This window comes from Lysinibacillus sp. BF-4 (assembly GCF_000743635.1).
GTDB lineage: Bacteria > Bacillota > Bacilli > Bacillales_A > Planococcaceae > Metalysinibacillus > Metalysinibacillus saudimassiliensis.
In genome coordinates this window covers 1-17,560 of the sequence record NZ_JPUW01000035.1, presented here as the reverse complement: position 1 = coordinate 17,560, position 17,560 = coordinate 1, and the positions used below count along the sequence as shown (strand labels likewise).

General features: G+C 39.2%; 20 protein-coding genes. 15 read left to right on the top strand and 5 right to left on the bottom strand.

The window, feature by feature from the left end:
- Positions 1-25 precede the first annotated feature (25 nt).
- Together CH76_RS10705 and CH76_RS10700 are read left to right on the top strand one after the other, a co-directional pair.
- Positions 26-1,177: an exonuclease SbcCD subunit D gene (locus tag CH76_RS10705; RefSeq protein WP_036145960.1), complete on the top strand. Its 1,152-nt coding sequence runs from the start codon at positions 26-28 to the stop codon at positions 1,175-1,177.
- Entirely contained in the window at positions 1,174-4,227 is a 3,054-nt protein-coding gene (locus CH76_RS10700; RefSeq protein ID WP_036145958.1) for an AAA family ATPase, read from the top strand. The genes CH76_RS10705 and CH76_RS10700 overlap by 4 nt, the downstream gene beginning before the upstream one ends.
- A 38-nt stretch (positions 4,228-4,265) precedes the next feature.
- On the opposite strand, the gene CH76_RS14170 is transcribed toward CH76_RS10700, so the two are convergent.
- Together CH76_RS14170 and CH76_RS10695 are read right to left on the bottom strand one after the other, a co-directional pair.
- Positions 4,266-4,400: a hypothetical protein gene (locus CH76_RS14170; RefSeq protein ID WP_255344108.1), complete on the bottom strand. Its 135-nt coding sequence runs from the start codon at positions 4,398-4,400 to the stop codon at positions 4,266-4,268.
- Positions 4,401-4,443: 43 nt separating this feature from the next.
- Positions 4,444-4,773, bottom strand: a complete 330-nt coding sequence (locus CH76_RS10695) for a DUF4870 domain-containing protein (protein ID WP_036145956.1) — start codon at positions 4,771-4,773, stop codon at positions 4,444-4,446.
- Between the two features lie 136 nt (positions 4,774-4,909).
- Between CH76_RS10695 and map the strand changes: the two genes are divergently transcribed.
- Complete coding sequence (gene map, locus CH76_RS10690) at positions 4,910-5,659, top strand: type I methionyl aminopeptidase (protein WP_036145954.1); 750 nt, start codon at positions 4,910-4,912, stop codon at positions 5,657-5,659.
- Between the two features lie 18 nt (positions 5,660-5,677).
- Here map and CH76_RS10685 read toward each other — a convergent pair whose 3' ends face one another.
- On the bottom strand, positions 5,678-6,382 hold the full coding sequence (locus tag CH76_RS10685; protein ID WP_051910324.1) for a hypothetical protein: 705 nt from the start codon (positions 6,380-6,382) through the stop codon (positions 5,678-5,680).
- Between the two features lie 97 nt (positions 6,383-6,479).
- On the opposite strand from CH76_RS10685, the gene CH76_RS10680 reads away from it, so the two are divergent.
- On the top strand, positions 6,480-7,307 hold the full coding sequence (locus CH76_RS10680; protein ID WP_036145952.1) for a polyphosphate kinase 2 family protein: 828 nt from the start codon (positions 6,480-6,482) through the stop codon (positions 7,305-7,307).
- Complete coding sequence (locus CH76_RS10675; protein WP_051910323.1) at positions 7,307-7,897, top strand: GNAT family N-acetyltransferase; 591 nt, start codon at positions 7,307-7,309, stop codon at positions 7,895-7,897. The genes CH76_RS10680 and CH76_RS10675 overlap by 1 nt, the downstream gene beginning before the upstream one ends.
- Positions 7,898-7,922: 25 nt before the next feature.
- Here CH76_RS10675 and CH76_RS10670 read toward each other — a convergent pair whose 3' ends face one another.
- Positions 7,923-8,492, bottom strand: coding sequence for a carbonic anhydrase (locus tag CH76_RS10670; protein WP_036145950.1), 570 nt, complete (start codon positions 8,490-8,492; stop codon positions 7,923-7,925).
- A gap of 829 nt (positions 8,493-9,321) precedes the next feature.
- Between CH76_RS10670 and motA the strand changes: the two genes are divergently transcribed.
- From motA to CH76_RS10655, 3 genes are all read left to right on the top strand, one after another.
- A complete protein-coding gene (gene motA, locus CH76_RS10665; protein WP_036145948.1) occupies positions 9,322-10,119 on the top strand; it encodes a flagellar motor stator protein MotA in 798 nt (265 codons plus the stop codon).
- Positions 10,103-10,888, top strand: coding sequence for a flagellar motor protein MotB (gene motB / locus CH76_RS10660; protein ID WP_036145945.1), 786 nt, complete (start codon positions 10,103-10,105; stop codon positions 10,886-10,888). The genes motA and motB overlap by 17 nt, the downstream gene beginning before the upstream one ends.
- A gap of 81 nt (positions 10,889-10,969) precedes the next feature.
- Positions 10,970-11,620, top strand: coding sequence for a viroplasmin family protein (locus tag CH76_RS10655; protein WP_036145943.1), 651 nt, complete (start codon positions 10,970-10,972; stop codon positions 11,618-11,620).
- A 32-nt stretch (positions 11,621-11,652) separates the two neighbouring features.
- On the opposite strand, the gene CH76_RS10650 is transcribed toward CH76_RS10655, so the two are convergent.
- Entirely contained in the window at positions 11,653-11,874 is a 222-nt protein-coding gene (locus tag CH76_RS10650; protein ID WP_036145940.1) for a DUF1128 domain-containing protein, read from the bottom strand.
- A gap of 171 nt (positions 11,875-12,045) precedes the next feature.
- Here CH76_RS10650 and CH76_RS10645 point away from each other — a divergent pair, with 171 nt between their 5' ends.
- The 7 genes from CH76_RS10645 to CH76_RS10615 all read left to right on the top strand — a co-directional run bounded on the left by CH76_RS10645 (position 12,046) and on the right by CH76_RS10615 (position 17,554).
- The gene (locus CH76_RS10645; RefSeq protein ID WP_036145939.1) at positions 12,046-12,378 is read left to right on the top strand and encodes a hypothetical protein; all 333 of its coding nucleotides are present in this window, start codon (positions 12,046-12,048) and stop codon (positions 12,376-12,378) included.
- A gap of 18 nt (positions 12,379-12,396) precedes the next feature.
- Complete coding sequence (locus CH76_RS10640) at positions 12,397-13,326, top strand: YihY/virulence factor BrkB family protein (protein WP_051910322.1); 930 nt, start codon at positions 12,397-12,399, stop codon at positions 13,324-13,326.
- Positions 13,327-13,388: 62 nt separating this feature from the next.
- A complete protein-coding gene (locus CH76_RS10635) occupies positions 13,389-14,780 on the top strand; it encodes a TldD/PmbA family protein (protein WP_036145936.1) in 1,392 nt (463 codons plus the stop codon).
- Entirely contained in the window at positions 14,781-16,124 is a 1,344-nt protein-coding gene (locus CH76_RS10630) for a TldD/PmbA family protein (protein WP_036145933.1), read from the top strand.
- 95 nt (positions 16,125-16,219) lie between these two features.
- Complete coding sequence (locus CH76_RS10625) at positions 16,220-16,789, top strand: TetR family transcriptional regulator (protein WP_036145931.1); 570 nt, start codon at positions 16,220-16,222, stop codon at positions 16,787-16,789.
- 14 nt (positions 16,790-16,803) lie between these two features.
- Positions 16,804-17,163: a multidrug efflux SMR transporter gene (locus CH76_RS10620; protein ID WP_036145929.1), complete on the top strand. Its 360-nt coding sequence runs from the start codon at positions 16,804-16,806 to the stop codon at positions 17,161-17,163.
- Position 17,164: 1 nt separating this feature from the next.
- Entirely contained in the window at positions 17,165-17,554 is a 390-nt protein-coding gene (locus CH76_RS10615) for a multidrug efflux SMR transporter (protein ID WP_081892691.1), read from the top strand.
- The last annotated feature ends 6 nt before the right edge of the window (positions 17,555-17,560 follow it).

Below are 17,560 nucleotides of genomic sequence, written 5' to 3'. Positions count from 1 at the left end.
CGTTTTCTTTTGGAGGAGTTTAGCAATGAAAATTGTACACACAGCCGATTGGCATTTAGGCAAAATTGTTCAAGGGATTTATATGACGGAAGACCAGCGTTATATTTTACAGCAGTTTATCGCACAGATGCGTGCGCACCAGCCAGACGTTATTATTATTGCGGGTGATTTGTATGATCGTGCATTACCACCTGTAGAGGCTGTACAATTATTAAACGAAACACTCGACACTTTAATTAATGAGCTTGAGATACCCGTGATTTGCGTAGCGGGTAATCATGATAGCCCTAGTCGCTTAGCTTTTGGTAGCGAGTTAATGGCAAAGAGCGGCTATTATGTTGCAGGCGAGTACCATAAAGAAGTTATGCGCGTCGTGCTCCACGATGAATTTGGTGAAGTGCACTTTCATTTAGTGCCCTTTACAGAGCATAGAGTCGTACGACTTGCACATGAAGACGAAACGATTACAACACATCAAGCAGCAATGGCAAAAACAATTGAAACAATAACGAGCACCATGGATAAAGAAGCGCGCCATGTGTTGATTGGTCACGCCTTTGTGACTAAAAATGGGGAAGGTGATGAGGAAAATACAAGTGACTCAGAGCGCCCATTAACTGTTGGCGGTGTAGCTTATGTAGACGCTACATTATTTGAGCCGTTTCATTATACGGCACTTGGTCACTTGCACAAGGCACATAAAGTAGGTAGTGAAAAAGTGCGCTATGCAGGCACACCACTAAAATACTCCTTGTCTGAGCGTTTACATCAAAAGGGTTATTATATCGTTGAGCTTGATGCGACTGGCGAGATAGCTGTTAACAAACAGGTGCTTGAGCCACGTTATGACTTACGCCAAATTGAAGGCAACATCGAAGAAATTTTACAGCACGAGCGTTGTGAGGATTATGTTTTTGTACGCTTAACTAATGAGCATCCTGTAGCTTCGCCAATGGAGCGAGTACGTACAGTATATCCAAATGCGATGCATGTCGTACGGGAGGCAGCAACAGCTGTAGCTAATCATATGACAACAGTAAAAGTAGAAGAAATGAATGATCTGCAATTATTCGAAAGTTTTTACCAAGAAGTTTTAGGAAAACTACCCGCAGATGAAACAGCGGCACTTTTTTTACAAGCATTAGATGAGTTAGAGGAAGGAGGGCGTCGTGCATGAAGCCACTTCATTTAACAATGACGGCCTTTGGGCCTTATAAAAATAAAGAGGAAATTGATTTCACCAAATTACATGAGCAAGGCATCTTTGCGATTTCAGGCGCAACAGGCGCTGGTAAAACGACTATCTTTGATGCCATTAGTTTTGCTCTTTACGATAGTGCTAGTGGTGAGGACCGCAGCGGTAAAGTTGATGGGCTACGCAGTGACTTTGCAGACGATAACTTGCATACGTCTGTAACGCTTCGCTTTGAAATGCATAGCCGTGTGTACGAAATTACCCGTCAACTAGGTCATGTTAAACAGGGCAATAAAACAAAAACCGGTGACAAAATTGAGTTGTTCGAAATAAAAAATGGCAAGCCATTTCTTTGTACGGAAAAGCAAAACAAACGCACAATTGATCCTAAAATTATCGAAATTATTGGCTTAGATGCGGATCAGTTTCGCCAAATTGTTATGCTACCGCAAGGCGAGTTTCGTAAATTATTAACTTCTAACTCATTAGATAAAGAGGAAATCTTACGCAAAATCTTTGCGACGGTACGCTATCAGCAAATTGCACTCCACATGAATGAGCATAAAAAGCATAAAGACGCCCTATACCGTGAGAGCAAACAAGAGCTTCAATATTTTATGAAGCAAATCCCTGAGGCATTATATGCGCGCCCTGCTTCAAAATTACCTGATATTGCAACGCAAGAAGAGATTAATACCAATCAGCTGATGCTAGCTTTACAAGAAGAACTAGCATTTTACCAGCAACAAGTACAGGTTGCTAAAAATCAGTATGAGCAGGCTGAGCAAGCGGTAGTCGTTGCACGTGAGCAGTTAGAGGATGGACGTAAACATAACGAACAAATCGCAAATTATATGGAGGCTGCTAATGCGTACGAAGCCGTGCAACAACAAGCGTCAGCAATTGAAGTTAAGCGTCAGCAACTAGCATTAGCCAAACAAGCAGAACAAATCCGCCCTTATATGGAAGCGTGTGACGAAGCACAGCTCGCATATCAGCAAGCAATGCAACAATTAACAACTGTGCAGGCGCAGTATGCAACAGCTAATACGTTATACCAACAATCAACTGAGACATTTACAGCAGTGCAAAAAACATTACCTCAAATGGAGCAATTACGCACTACTATTAAAGAGAATGAACAGCAATTACCACGCTTACAATCGCTCGCAAAGTGTACAGCAGATGTAAAAATACTAACACAGCAATTAACAGCGCAAACGCAACAATTACAAGCTGAAGAGCAAAAAGAACAAGCGTTACAACAGCAACTAACAGAGCTACAACAATGCGTATCACAGCTTCAACAACAAGTAGAGGCAGCACCTAATTACGAATTTGAATTAGCGCAACTGCAGCAAGAACAACGTAAGTTAACGATTTATACTAATGTCCAAGCTAAGCAACAGCGTTTTGAAGCAGAGGTTGTTGCATGTGAGCAGGCGTTACATAAAGCACAAGCTAGCTATGAGCAGGTGAAAGCCAAGCGTAATCAACAACGTGCTGCAGAGCTAGCTATTCATTTACATGATGGAGATACTTGCCCAGTATGTGCAAATACAGTTATAGCGAAACAGCTTGCTACCTTCCCAGCAGATTTTGATTTGGCATACTATGAGATGACAAAACAAACGTATGAGCAGGCAAAGGATGCGTTAGTAGTAGCTACTAGTGATGTTGCACATGGTAAAGAGCGCATAGCGGAGCTTGAAGAGCCGCAACAAGATTTGCAAACAATTGAAGCTTTGCAAGCTGAGTTGGTGGAGGGCTATGTGGCGCATAATGCTATTCGCAAAACACTAGCTACGCAACGTACACAAGCTGAACAATTAACTGAACAACTGACACAACATCAGGAAAATGTGAAGCGCTATAAGGCTTCTTATGAGGAGTTACAACAAGCTAAGCAACAGGAGCAGATAAAAGCAACACTTTTACAACAAGAGCTAGGAGAGAGAAGTGAGCAACAACTGACTGATGCTATTGCACAAGACAAGCAGTCACTTGAAAAGTTAGTTGTAGCTTATGAACAAGCAACAGATCAACACCAGCAAAGTTCAGTACTATACCATAAAAGTGAGATTGCTTTACGTGTAGCTGAAGAGCGCGTTACACACGCCAGCAGTACTGTGCAAGTAGCAGAGCAAAAAGCACAGCAGGCTATGCAACAAGCAGGCTTTACAGATGCTAAAGTATATGAACAAAGTGTGCTACCAATAGCCAATCAGCGACAATTTGAACATAATATTCAGGAATATGACACAGCAAAGCATGACTTACAAAAGCAGCTAGTAGCGTTAGCTAACTACAAGGGACAACAAGTAAAAGACATAGCACCTCTCGTTTTGGAGGTACAAAAAGCAGAGCAATCAGCGAGAGAAGCGTATAAAAATATTGATGTAGTAACACAATTTATTAAAGCATGTACATCTCTACTCACACAGCTTGAGACACTCATAAAACGTATTGGTACGCTAGAGCAAGAGCGGGCACAAATTGCTCACCTTGCAGATGCGTTAACAGGCAAAAATGAGCTCAATTTATCTTTTGAGCGCTATGTGCAAACGTATTACTTACAACAAATTATTGAAGCGGCAAACTTACGTCTTCGCGTACTTTCTAATGAGCAGTATCAATTAGTACGCACCACAGAGTTAAGTGACAAGCGATCACAAACTGGGTTAGATTTAAGCGTGTATGACGCCTATGCTGATGCACAACGAGATGTTAAAACCTTATCAGGTGGCGAAAAATTTAATGCTTCGTTAAGCTTGGCTTTAGGTGTGTCAGATGTGATTCAAAGCTTTAATGGTAATGTACAAATTAACACGATGTTTATTGATGAGGGCTTTGGTTCATTAGATGAGGAGGCATTAAGACGAGCGATTACTACATTAATTGAATTACGCAATACAGGACGTACTATTGCGGTTATTTCGCATGTGGCTGAATTAAAAGATGAGATGCCTGCCATTTTACATGTTACAAAGATGAAGGAAGGCTACAGTACAACAGCTGTGACTTTTGCATAAAAAAAGAGCTTGCAGCGTCGGGCTGCAAGCTCTTTTTGTTATTTTGTTTTTTTACGATTATTCATTACCTTACGCACTATAGGAATAATAATTGGCGCATATACCATCCCAAAGCGAATAATTTTACCTATCTTTGATTCATTAGGCTGTGCTTTTGTTTGTCTTTTAGCCATACTTAACCACTCCTTTATTAGTATTTAGCCTAAAATGCTAGAGTTAAAACTTCAAAACACGAATGCCTTGAACGATATTCCAAATGAAAAAGCCAATTGTTACAGCAAAATATGCAATCATGCCAATTACGTAGCCAATTGCAATCCCTGTGCCGGCACTATTGTTTGCTTCTGTTAACAGTGAGCCAGTTAACAAGAAAAACATGAGAATAAAGCCAAACACTACGGGTACTAGATGTGATAACAAGGCACGCTTTGCATGGTGTTTAATAAATTCTTCTTTAACAATCAAGTATAAAATTATAGGGAATAAAAAGGGTGCAAAAAAGATACTAAAGTAGCTAAGTGAAGCAAGTACGCGTTCATTTTCCATAAATATCACTCCTCCTTTATTTATACGTATGCCAATTACCAAAAGTTTCAAAGATATTGCGGAGCTAAACACTTTTCACGAAAATAAACTGTGCTATTATTAAAGGTATCTTATGATAGGAAAGGGACGTTTCACAATGATTATTACAACAGATGAAGAATTACAAGCATTTAAAAAATCAGGACGCATTATGGCACAAATCCGCGAGGTCATGAAAGAAGCAACAAAGCCAGGTGTGACTACGAAAGAGTTAGATGATATTGCAGGTCGCATGTTTGAAGAGCTAGGTGCAGTTTCAGGACCAAAAGCAGAGTATGATTTCCCTGGTTACACATGCATTAGTGTTAATGAAGAAGTAGCGCATGGTATCCCAGGTAACCGCGTAATTAAAGAGGGCGACATTGTTAATATTGATGTGTCAGGCTCTTGTGAGGGTTATTTTGCAGATACGGGTATTTCATTTGTAGTTGGTACAGACGACAAACTACAAAAACTTTGTGATGTAGCGGCATCATCATTTGACCGCGCAATGACAAAAGTAAAAGCTGGCTCTAAGCTTAACCAAATTGGTAAAGCGGTTGAGCGCGAAGCTTATGCGCATGATTTAACAGTTATTATGAACTTAACAGGACACGGTTTAGGGCGCTCATTGCATGAAGAGCCAAATCATGTGCTTAATTATTATGATGCATGGGACTCAACAATTATGAAAGAGGGTATGGTGCTAGCCGTTGAACCGTTTATTTCGGAAAAAGCTGAGCATATTGTAGAACTTGGTGATGGCTGGACATTTGTAACGCCAGATAAATCACGCGTTGCACAAATCGAGCACTCTATTGTAGTCACAAAAGGCGAGCCAATCATCTTAACAAAATTAGAAGACTAAAAAAACACAGTGCGCTTGTTATGAGCGCGCTGTGTTTTTTTGTAAATATAAAATACCTGCGATTAATACACCACTTAAAAATAAGGTGCATAGTGTTACAAGCATTTCGTCGAAGCGTAAATGTAAACCGATGCCAAGATAAATAACAATAAATACGATAGAAAAGGAACGGTCATTATAGTGGTAGCGCATATGTAATGCAATTGCAGCACCAATTGTTAACAGTACAATTACCCAGAGTTGTTTGCTTAGGCCAAAGCCATGAAAGCTATAAAAAACAACGGTAAGTTCAAAAATAAAGATGGTAGAAAAGGTTACCCAAGCAAAAAAAAGTGAGATGGGCAAACGTTCCTTGATGTTAGCTGTGTCATACGTGCGGTACAATAAAAACAACGTTACCATCAGCAATATATTAATGAGTAGCATATAGCGAATTAACTCTAAATGCCAAACAATAAACAAAGCAATTTGTAACAGCATACTAACGCTAAATAATAGTGCACGCTTTAGTGTATGCTGACGTGCCTCCTTTAGTAGCCAATAGCCAAGCACCATATAAAGTACAAATACAAACGTATACAACAAGTGTGTAGGTGATAATAACACAGGGTAGCGCGTGATAGTACTGAGTGCATCAATGGCCGTAATATGCCAAATGTAAAATAGCACAGCCGCAACTAAGGAACCACAGTAGGTGGTAAGCATCATTAAAAAATATAGCACATAAAACCCCCCTTATTGGTTAATTAAGTGTAATTCGGTATCATTATTTCTCAAAATTTAGTAAAGTAGAGTTATCAAATAATTTAGGAGTGATCATATGTCAGAACGCCTTAAAGAATTAGATCTCAACATTAAGCTTGATAAAGAAACGTACAATCAAAAACTTGAAGTGTTGCAATACGAAATGTTAAACGCACAACAATTTTTACTTAAAAATAAAATTGGTTTAATTTTAGTATTCGAAGGCATGGACGCGGCAGGTAAAGGTGGCGCAATTAAGCGTATCACAGAAAAAATTGACCCACGCGGCTACATAGTACACCCAATTTCTGCACCACAACCTCACGAATTACGTTATAACTACATGCATCGTTTCTGGCGCAAGCTACCACAGCACGGACAAATCGGTATTTTTGACCGATCATGGTATGGCCGTGTATTAGTTGAACGTGTTGAGGGCTTTGCGACGAAAAATGAATGGTCACGCGCATACAACGAAATTAATAATTTCGAAAAGATGCTAACAGATGGTAATTATATCATTGTCAAGTACTGGTTACACGTGTCAAAAGAAGAACAATTACAACGATTCCTTGACCGCGAGAATGATCCATATAAAGCGTGGAAGCTAACAGACGAAGATTGGCGTAATCGTGATAAATGGTCAAAGTATGAGGTTGCTGCGGAAGACATGTTTGATAAGACAGATACAGCTAATGCACCATGGGTAGTTGTGCCAGGTAATAACAAGCGTTACGCACGTATTCATGTGTTGGAAGAAACACTGCGCTTAATCGAAGAAAACTTAGAAAAACGCGGTTTAAAATTAACGGATGCACTAGGCAACACACCTGATGGCGAAGAAATGATTAAGGAAAAAGAAAAAATTAAAAAGAAAATTAAGAAGAAACATAAGAAAAAATAATGCTTAATTGGTTATTACGTTTCTTACCACAACGCTCACCTCGTATGATGATTACGGGGGAGCGTTGTTTTATTCGTATTTTTAAACCATCAGATGCTGACGAACTTGCACAATTTTTATTTGCCAATAAAGAGGCTTGGTCAACATTCGAACCGATACACTCAGCTTATTATTATACTGCACAAGCTCAACGAAAAAAAATAATCGAAGGTAATTATTTAGCACAACGCAATCGTGAATTTACGTTTGGTGTGTTTGTAGGAGATATATTAGTGGGTCATATAGCTCTTTATAGTATTAAGCGCATGCCTTATAAAAGTGGCTTTATTGGTTATGCAATGGCTAAAGATTATGTAGGTCAAGGCATTATGACAGAAGCTATTAAGCTAGTGCAGCGCTTTGCCTTTGAGCGTCTAGAGCTTCATCGACTTGAAGCCTATGTTGCCCCGCAAAATTTAGCCTCACGCCGTGTACTCATAAAGACAGGGTTTGCGGAGGAAGGATTATTGCGTAAGTTGCTATGGCTTAATGGGAAGTGGGAAGATCATTATATGTATGCCATGTTAAGAGAAACATATAAAAAGAGATGATACCTAGGTATCATCTCCTTGCTAATTATAAACGAACGACAGTGCCGTCCTCGATAACATCTAAGCGACCTGTATTTGGATCAATGACTAAACCATGTACAGGGATTGTTTTAATCATTAATGGATGGTTACGGATTGTTTCTACGCTTTTCATAACACTTGTTGCCACGTCACCAAAGCCACGTAAGAAATCTTTTAAATCAATACCTGAAAACTCCACCATATCAATAACTTCGGGGTTAATGCCGCGCTCAATCATTTTTTGAATCATGCTTTCTGGGTCAACGGCACTCATGCCGCAATCGTAATGGCCCACTACATATACCTCATCCGCTTGTAGCTCATACACAGCCACTAGCAAACTACGCATAATTGCACCAAATGGATGACTTACAAGTGCCCCCGCACTTTTAACGATTTTAACATCTCCGTTACGTAAGTTCATTGCTTTTGGTAAAAGCTCAACGAGACGAGTATCCATACATGAAAGAACAACGATGCGTTTATCAGGAAATTTGGTCGTGATATACGGTTCATACTCCTTGTTATTAACGAAATCTTTATTAAAGCTAAGAATATTTTGTAAAATTGTCATGTCTATATCTCCTCTCCCATCTCTCCTATTTTAAAATAATACAAAGAAAATAGAAACAGACAATACTGAATTTTAACAAATTATGAAAAACAGTAGCTAATCTTTACATAATACAGAGTTTATCTAGGATAAACTACTGAGCCGCAAAAATGGAGTTTCAAAGAGCATTCATAGTAAGAAAAAAGAACGATATGTCAAATTAATTGTGAAATAATAAGGTGCTTATGAAAAATAAAGCCGAAATTTCGGCTAAAGTTGTAGGTCTATTGATTTATTAGCTCATACTTTAGGTTTATCTTGATTTAAAAACATAGGAATATAGGGAATAATCCTTTACAATGTAAAAAGAAATGCATACTAAAAAAACCCCAGCTACATCATAAGCTAAGGGTTTTTCGCTAGGAATCAGATTATTTAGTTTCTGGAGCTGGATCTACTTTAGACGCTGATGAAGAGTCTAAACCGAACATTAGGTAAGCGATGAAGAACACGATAGAAATCAAAATAATAACTGAGAAACCTAAGATAGTTGCAGTAAACATAGAAATAATACTCCTCTCTACTAGGTAATTAAAAACTATTATAACTTAAGTATACAATACACACTATGCAAAAGTAAGGCTAAAATATGAAATGGTAGTTCACAACTGCCTTGCACAGTAAAAATGGTAAAGTATATCTTTGAATAGTGATTAATTTGTAACAATTTAATTCATCATCGCAGAAGATTTATAAGTAAATCAACCGTTTTCTGTGAAAAGTTGTTAAAATATAAGAGTAGTATTATTTAGTAAATCCCGCAGGGGCTATCATACATGGAGGTAGGATAATGGATATATCATCGGTAGTAGGTCTTATACTGGCATTTGCATCGCTATTAACAGGGATGGTATTAAAAGGTGTTGGTCTGGATGCTTTAATAAACCCAGCCGCTATCTTAATTATTATCTTTGGTACAATCGCAGCGGTAACAATTGCAGTGCCTATGAAGGAACTTAAAAATGTTCCAACATTATTTAAAATTTTAATTACAGAAACAAAGCTAGCGAGTGATGTTGAGCTAATTAAAATGTTTTCAGAGTGGGCTGACTTAGCGCGTCGTGAAGGATTACTAGCGCTTGAAGGTAAGTCAAATGAAGTAGAAGACCCATTTTTGAAAAACGGTTTGACCTTAGCTATTGATGGTCAAAGCGCAGATTACATAAGAGACGTGTTAACTGAGGAAGTTGAAGCGATGGAAGATCGTCATGCATCCGGCGCAGCCATATTTACACAAGCGGGTACATATGCGCCAACACTTGGTGTACTTGGTGCGGTAATTGGTCTGATTGCAGCCTTAAAGGATATGAATGATATTGATAAATTAGGCCATGCGATTTCAGCCGCTTTCGTTGCAACACTCCTTGGTATTTTCACTGGTTACGTTTTATGGCACCCATTCGCCAATAAATTAAAGCGTAAATCCGCAATTGAAGTAAAGCAACGGTACATGATGATTGAAGGGATTTTATCCGTACTTGAGGGTGAGGCACCACGCGTCATTGAGCAAAAACTATCTTCATATTTAACGATGGCAGAACGTAAACAAATTATGGGAGAAGGTGGAGGCGGTGGCCAAGAAGCCTAAGCGTAAAAAGCCAGAGGAGCATGTTGATGAATCCTGGCTGGTTCCTTACGCCGACATTTTAACGTTACTATTAGCGCTATTTATTGTACTGTTTGCTTCGAGCTCCGTTGACCAACAAAAATTAGAACGAATGTCAGAGGTATTTAATCAGGTATTTGATGGAGGTACGGGCTTTATGGAGCATCCGTCACCTGTTGATACAATGACACCTACACAATCACAAGATTTAGAAGACATGATGCAAAGTTCTGCCTATATGGAAGACCAAGAAGCGCTGGGTGAAATTAAAGACAGTGTGGATGGTTTTATTGCCAATAATGAGCTAGAAGAAATGTTTGACACTACATTAACAGACGAGGGTTTACTTGTAACAATTCGTGACTCTATCTTATTTAATATGGGACAGGCTACTATTCGAACAGAGTATGTGCCTGTAGCAGACGAGCTATCGCAAATTTTAGTTTTTGATCCACCACGTAATGTGGTAATCACAGGTCATACGGATAACGTGCCTATCAGTACGGCACAGTTCCCATCCAACTGGTCATTATCTGTAATGCGTTCAGTGAATTTTTTACAGCAATTAATGGTCAGCAATCCTCAGCTAGATCCTAAGTATTTCAGTGCTAAGGGTTACGGCGAAAACAAGCCGGTTGACACTAATGATACTGATGAAGGACGAGCGAAAAACCGCCGTGTTGAGGTATTAATTCAACCACGTGTACTAGAGGATGGTACTGTTACAATGGAAGACGAACAGCAAGAATAAACTTATGACAGCACATGTGCTATCTGAGTGGAGCAGGGTGCTTAGGCATCCTGCTTTTTTTATACGAAAGGGGAGAGAGAAATGAGTAAAAATAAATACTTTGTAGTAGTAAGGGGTACAAAACCAGGTTTATATACGTCATCTCAGCTAGCGTTGAAACAAACGTCAGGTGTTAAGGGGAGTAAGCTCTTTGCTTTTAAAACAAGCGAAGAAGCTGAAGCTTGTATGATAGAGCATCAACTAACCAAAAGAGAAAAACAGCCAAAGGCAGTAGTAAAACCAAAGCCGATAGCAAAGGTGAAAAATAGCCAACCTACCGCACCAGTTGGTTGGTATGTAGATGGCGCTTATTTTCCAATGAGTGGGCAAGGTTATTATGGCGTCGTTACTACAACCGTTAAGGATTATGGTGTTGTACCACCACACTACCTAGCACTCCAAAGTTATGGTGCAGAGCTTTATGCATGTAAGCGAGCAATTGAACTAGCTTTTGCGAATGATGTTAGTGAGGTGCAATTGTATAGCGATAATACAAGCGTTATTTATTTTATTAAAAATCAATGTGTAAAGCCTGTATACCAAGAGGCGGAGCAAGAGATGAAATACTTTTTTGATATTATGAATCAGTTCATTACAATTGAAATTGAGCATATTACAATTGCACCTGCAACAGCTATGCACAAAAAAGCACATTTACTTTGCCAACATGGTCGTTTATTTTTACAAGTATAAAACAAGCCCTCACAAAAGTGAGGGCTTGTTACTTATTTACGTAATGAACCAAGCTCAGCAACAATTGCTTGCATTTCACTTGGACTGAAATTGTCACGCTTCATTACCATATTATAAAGGTAGTGAAGGTCTTCGTAGTTGTCTTCGCCAAAATTATCTGAGCGCATTGCATCGACATTTACCATGCGTAGCTTTTCTTTTAGCTGTTCAATCATATATTGAACATTTTCTTTAGTGGGTGTTGTTAAATCCATAGTAAACAAAACCGCCTTCCTGTATCGTTAAATTTATCATTCCATTATGTTACGAAAAAGTCAACTTTGAAAAGTTATCTATAGTCGTGTATTTTTTGGTAAGATAGTAATGTACGAGCGTTTAAGGTAAACGCAAAAGGGAATATACAGATAACTTAGGAGGAGAGTATTATGGCAAAAAGTAAACTACTACCATCAATTCTATTAGGAGCGTTAGCAGGCGCAGCAATTAGTATGCTAGACCGTACAACGCGTGAGAAAACAATCGAAACAACAAAAACAGTGGCTGGTACAGTGTCATATTACGCCGCTAACCGCGACGAATTACAAGAAATGATTGCTGAAAAAGTCGAACAAGCACAAGGATTATATAACGGCGCAAATGACGGCATTCAATCATTAATGAGTCAAGTAGAGCAATTAAAGGATGCGCCAAGCACAATTCAGTCTATGGTTAGCGAAACAAAAGCTGCATTTGATAAAGAAGACAGCGCCTCTCACTAAAAATTAGGGGGAATGGTTATGGCTCAGGCTGAGGAAAAGAAAGAGAATGAAACGATAGAAAAGGTTAAAGCTCTCGTTTCACCACAGTTAGAGGATATTGATGTATTAACAGGGAAAGGGTTTATGCAAGACTTACTATTGCGTGTGCAACGTGTAGACATTTCGGCATTAGGTGCACAGCTTGCGTATTTCTTTTTACTATCCTTCTTCCCGTTAATTATTTTTTTAGTAACATTACTACCATTTTTAAATTTACAAGTTGAACAAATTTACTCTTTTTTAGCAACCATTATGCCAAATGAAATCTATACAATGATAGAGGGTACGCTTAAAGATGTGTTAACTAATCGTAATGGTGGGTTATTATCCATCGGTATCTTAGGTACAATTTGGTCAGCTTCCAAAGGTATTAATGCATTAATGAATGCTTTAAACAAAGCATATGAAACTGAGGGTAAGTCTGGCATGAAAGATCGCGCACTCTCATTAGTGTTTACTTTAGCACTTGTTATTGTAGTGTTGTTAGCATTAGTATTACCTATTTTTGGCCAACAAATCATTAGCTTTATTACATCGTTTATTGATATTAAGATGAGCTTTGTTAACTTACTTGGTGTGATTAGTTGGGTGATGCCCCCATTACTTATTTTTGTAGTGCTTATTGGTTTGTATTGGGTTGTACCAAATACGGATCCGCGTCTAAAATTGCGTAGTGTATGGCTAGGTGCAGTATTTGCAACGGCAGCGTGGATGATTTTAACGTATGGTTTCTCATTTTATGTTGATAATTTTGGTAACTTCTCTGCAACATATGGCAGTATTGGTGGCGTTATTATGCTGATGCTATGGCTGTATTTTACAGGTATGATTTTAATCTTTGGTGGCGTTTTAAATGCCACTATGCAAAAGCGTACATTGGCAAAACAAGTACGTAAAGGCGAGGTGTGAGTCTGACATTGTCAGGCTCATGCCTTTTTTTGTTATACTGATGAGCAAAGGGGGCTTTCATCATGTTACAACAATCAACTATTGAAAATGTACTAGAGGCGGCTTTATCAACTGGTGGCGACTTTGCAGAAATTTTTGTAGAGGATCGTTTTGCCAATCATTTAGAGCTACAATCCCATAAAATTGAACGTGCCGTATCAGGACGTGATTTCGGTATTGGTATTCGTATTTTTTCAGGCTTACAAAATGTTTATACGTATACAACTGATTTTTCGGAAGCGGCGTTAATTAAGGCTGCAAAACGAGCAGCTATTGCTATCGTAAATGGTAAAGGCGGTACATTACAGCCACTTAGTAAGCAAGAGGTAGCAATTGTGAATCGTATTTTACAGATGCCACAAAGTGTAGATTATGATAAAAAGGTAGCGGTGATGCGTAATGCAGACAAGATTGCGCGTAGTTACAGTGATAAAATCAGTCAAGTGCGTGTACGCTACTTTGAAGAAGAGCAACATGTATTAATCGCTAATAGTGAGGGCAAGCAAGTAGAGGATACACGCGTTCACTCACGCCTTACAATCGTACCTACCGCAAAAGATGGTGAGCATATTCAAACAGGGCATTATGGACCTGGTGCGCATGCAGGCTTTGAATTTATAGAAGGCCTAGATTTACAACACTACGCGAAGGAAGCAGCACGTATTGCAGTAACGATGCTAGATGCTGAGGAGTGTCCGAGTGGCAAGTTCCCAGTTATTATTGATAATGAGTTTGGCGGTGTTATCTTCCACGAGGCTTGTGGTCATGGACTTGAGGCCACAGCTGTTGCGAAAAACAACTCTGTATTTGCTAATCGTATTGGTGAAAAAGTAGCTTCAGATTTAGTAACATACGTAGATGATGGCACTTTAGCTAATGAATGGGGCTCACTTAATGTTGATGATGAAGGTGAAAAAACTCGCCGCAATGTATTGATTGAGGATGGTATTTTACGCGGCTATTTGGTAGATAAATTTAATGCGCGTCGTATGAATACTACAGCTACTGGCTCATCCCGTCGTCAATCGTACCGATACAATCCTACATCACGCATGACCAATACCTTTATTGAAAATGGTACATCAGATCCGGCAAGTATTATTAAGGATACAGCGTATGGCATTTACGCAAAATATATGGGCGGTGGTTCTGTTAACCCGGCAACAGGAGATTATAACTTCGCAGTAATGGAAGGCTATATTATAGAGAACGGTGAAATTAAACAACCCATCAAAGGTGCTACGTTAATTGGTAATGGCGCCGAAACCTTATTTAATGTAGACCGTGTAGGCAATAATTTAGCGCACGGTGCTGGTATGTGTGGCTCGCTGAGTGGCAGTATTCCGGTAAATGTTGGGCAACCAATGATACGTGTAAGCGAAATGACCGTGGGCGGTACAAAGGAGGGGTTATAAATGGAGCGACAACAATTTCAACAAGCGCTACTACAAGCTGCAATTGCAGAAGGCTTACAAGATGCTGAGGTGTATGCAGAATTTAGCTCAGCTACTAGTGTTAAAGTAAATGAAGGCGAACTAGATACTTACGAAACCTCAGAAGAAGGTGGTGTTAGCTTTAGAGCTCGCTTTAATGACAAAATGGGTTATGCCTATACCGAAAAAATTGAGCAAGACTCTATTCACTTTCTTGTAGAGGCAGTAAAGAAAAATGCTGATGTCATTGAGATTGAAGACACTACAACGAGCTTTGCTGGTAGTGAGCGTTATGCACAGGCAGCATTTTATAACGACAACTTAGAAGCTGTTACGCCAGCAGCAATGATTAGTACATTGCAACAAGTAGAAGAGCAAATCCTAGCGCTAGATGAGCGTATTAAGCGTGTGAGTTATTGCCAGATGCAATTATTTACAGGTGAGCGTCATTTAGTAAATGCTAAGGGGCTTGATTTGCACGAGGCAAGTAATGGCTTAATTATTTATGCAAACGCAGTAGCTATGGCAAATGGTGAAACAAAAACAGGTAGTGAAGTTGAGATTATTGACGACCTAACACAGTTTACAAGTGAACGTTTTGCGAAGCGAGTAGCTGCACAAGCAGTCGCTGGTTTAGGTGGACTATCCATCGCGTCAGAAAAATACCCTGTAATTTTAGAAAACGAAGCGGCAACTGCACTGTTAAATGTTTTTACTTCATCTTTTTCCGCGGAGGAAGCACAAAAAGGGATGTCTCGCTTACAAGGTAAAGTAGGAAAACAAGTGGCTGCAGCACAAGTAACAATTACAGATGAGCCTCGTTATATAAAATCATTAAGCAAAACTACTTTTGATGCAGAGGGCGTAGCAACAATGCCGCGCACAATTATTAAGCAAGGTGTATTGCAAACTTTACTGCACAACCGACGCACGGCAGAAGAAGCAGGTGTAGTGACAACAGGGAATGCGTATAAGCCTTCGTATAAAGGGACTATTTCAATTGCACCGCATAAATTTATTTTACAGGCTGGGGCTGTGAGTAAGGATAAACTTATTACTGAAATTGATAAGGGTGTGTTAATTACCAGTTTAGCTGGACTACATGCAGGTGCTAATACAATATCAGGGGACTTTTCGGTAGCAGCAAGCGGTTTTTATATCGAGGATGGTAAAATTGTAGGTCCAACTAAACAAATGACCATTGCGAGTAATTTCTTTGAGTTGTTAACAACAATTGAAGCGGTAGCAGACGACATATATGCAGGCTTTGCACGCGTTAGTAGTCCGTCACTTCGCATTGCACCAATTGCAGTAACAGTTGAATAAATAAAAGCTCACTTTAGCGAGTGAGCTTTTTGTTTACTTGCAAAAAATTAGTATATGCTGTAAAATGAATGACAGTCAGTCAGGGGGATGAGTACATGGATAAAAAGCAAATGATTGTTCAAGCATCGATTGAGGCATTTAAAGAAAACGGTGTGCACAAAGCAACCATTTCAGATATTGTGAAACGTGCTGGCATTGCACAAGGCACATTTTATTTATATTTTCCGTCTAAGTGGTCGTTAATGCCAGCGATTGCTGAGGTCATGGTGGCCAAAACATTAGATGTAGTTAACGAGAATGTAGATAAAAGCGCGCCTCATAAGGAGCAACTCCAACACATTATCCACTCCATATTTGAAGTAGCTCGGACGTATCATGACATCCAAGCGTTAATTTACGCAGGGCTGGCGGCTACAGAGCATTTAAAAGAGTGGGAGACGGTTTATGCACCAATTTATGAATGGCTTCAACAATGGTTAGTAGAGGCACAAGAAGCAGGCTTTGTGAGACAGGGCGTTAAGCCAGAGGCAGTATCAAAGTTAATGATTGGTTTGATTGAGTCTGCTGCAGAGCAAATTTATTTATATGATAGTGATGCTGAAGCGCATGCGGAGGCACAACAACATGAAGTGTATGAGCTTTTACAGCACGCACTTAAAAATTAAAGGACGGTTTTACAATGAAAACAGTAAAAGAAAGAGCATGGTTCTATGTTGCTGCAACAAGTTTCTTTGAGCTTGTATGGATTTTCGGCTTTAATGTTGCATCAGCGTGGTGGCATTGGATATTTATTATAATCTTTATCTTTATCGACTTCCATTTCTTAACGAAGGCATGCGAATGCTTACCAACAGGTACAGTATATGCTATCTTCGCAGGGATTGGTACAGTAGGTGTTGCGTTAATGGACGTATTATTCTTCGGGCAAACACTTAGCGTTGCAAAAATTGCGTTTATCGTAGTAATTGTCATTGGTGTTATGGGCTTAAACATTGCGGATAGCATTGACGAGAAAAAAGCATCGAAAGGGGTAGCATAATATGAATAATATACAAGAAACGGCCGCTACCCTAGACTTTGTAGTTGAAGCAGTTCCAGGCTTATCTGCTACAACGCTTGGCTGGATATTAGTAATACTCGCTGCAGCCTTTGAGTTTTTAGGCGTAATTGGCTTGAAAAAATATAGTGAACAAAAGACTGCTTTTAATGGCTTCATTTATTTATTAGGATTTGGTGGCGCCTTTGCCTTACTTTACTTTTCATTTGAGTACTTGCAAGTAAGTATTGCTTACGCAGTATGGATTGGTATTGGTACAGCAGGTGCAGTCATTATTAATATGATTTTCTTTGGAGAGTCAAAAAGTATGGGGCGTATTGTCAGCGTGTTATTGATTGTCATTGGTGTTGTAGGTTTAAAATTTGTATCATAAGAAAAG

Bases quoted from the DNA above. Each gene is read 5' to 3' on its own strand.
- CH76_RS10705 (WP_036145960.1), top strand. From the start codon at position 26: ATGAAAATTGTACACACAGCCGATTGGCATTTAGGCAAAATTGTTCAA.
- CH76_RS10700 (WP_036145958.1), top strand. From the start codon at position 1,174: ATGAAGCCACTTCATTTAACAATGACGGCCTTTGGGCCTTATAAAAAT.
- CH76_RS14170 (WP_255344108.1), bottom strand. From the start codon at position 4,400: ATGGCTAAAAGACAAACAAAAGCACAGCCTAATGAATCAAAGATAGGT.
- CH76_RS10695 (WP_036145956.1), bottom strand. From the start codon at position 4,773: ATGGAAAATGAACGCGTACTTGCTTCACTTAGCTACTTTAGTATCTTT.
- map (WP_036145954.1), top strand. From the start codon at position 4,910: ATGATTATTACAACAGATGAAGAATTACAAGCATTTAAAAAATCAGGA.
- CH76_RS10680 (WP_036145952.1), top strand. From the start codon at position 6,480: ATGTCAGAACGCCTTAAAGAATTAGATCTCAACATTAAGCTTGATAAA.
- CH76_RS10675 (WP_051910323.1), top strand. From the start codon at position 7,307: ATGCTTAATTGGTTATTACGTTTCTTACCACAACGCTCACCTCGTATG.
- CH76_RS10670 (WP_036145950.1), bottom strand. From the start codon at position 8,492: ATGACAATTTTACAAAATATTCTTAGCTTTAATAAAGATTTCGTTAAT.
- motA (WP_036145948.1), top strand. From the start codon at position 9,322: ATGGATATATCATCGGTAGTAGGTCTTATACTGGCATTTGCATCGCTA.
- CH76_RS10655 (WP_036145943.1), top strand. From the start codon at position 10,970: ATGAGTAAAAATAAATACTTTGTAGTAGTAAGGGGTACAAAACCAGGT.
- CH76_RS10650 (WP_036145940.1), bottom strand. From the start codon at position 11,874: ATGGATTTAACAACACCCACTAAAGAAAATGTTCAATATATGATTGAA.
- CH76_RS10645 (WP_036145939.1), top strand. From the start codon at position 12,046: ATGGCAAAAAGTAAACTACTACCATCAATTCTATTAGGAGCGTTAGCA.
- CH76_RS10640 (WP_051910322.1), top strand. From the start codon at position 12,397: ATGGCTCAGGCTGAGGAAAAGAAAGAGAATGAAACGATAGAAAAGGTT.
- CH76_RS10635 (WP_036145936.1), top strand. From the start codon at position 13,389: ATGTTACAACAATCAACTATTGAAAATGTACTAGAGGCGGCTTTATCA.
- CH76_RS10630 (WP_036145933.1), top strand. From the start codon at position 14,781: ATGGAGCGACAACAATTTCAACAAGCGCTACTACAAGCTGCAATTGCA.
- CH76_RS10625 (WP_036145931.1), top strand. From the start codon at position 16,220: ATGGATAAAAAGCAAATGATTGTTCAAGCATCGATTGAGGCATTTAAA.
- CH76_RS10620 (WP_036145929.1), top strand. From the start codon at position 16,804: ATGAAAACAGTAAAAGAAAGAGCATGGTTCTATGTTGCTGCAACAAGT.
- CH76_RS10615 (WP_081892691.1), top strand. From the start codon at position 17,165: ATGAATAATATACAAGAAACGGCCGCTACCCTAGACTTTGTAGTTGAA.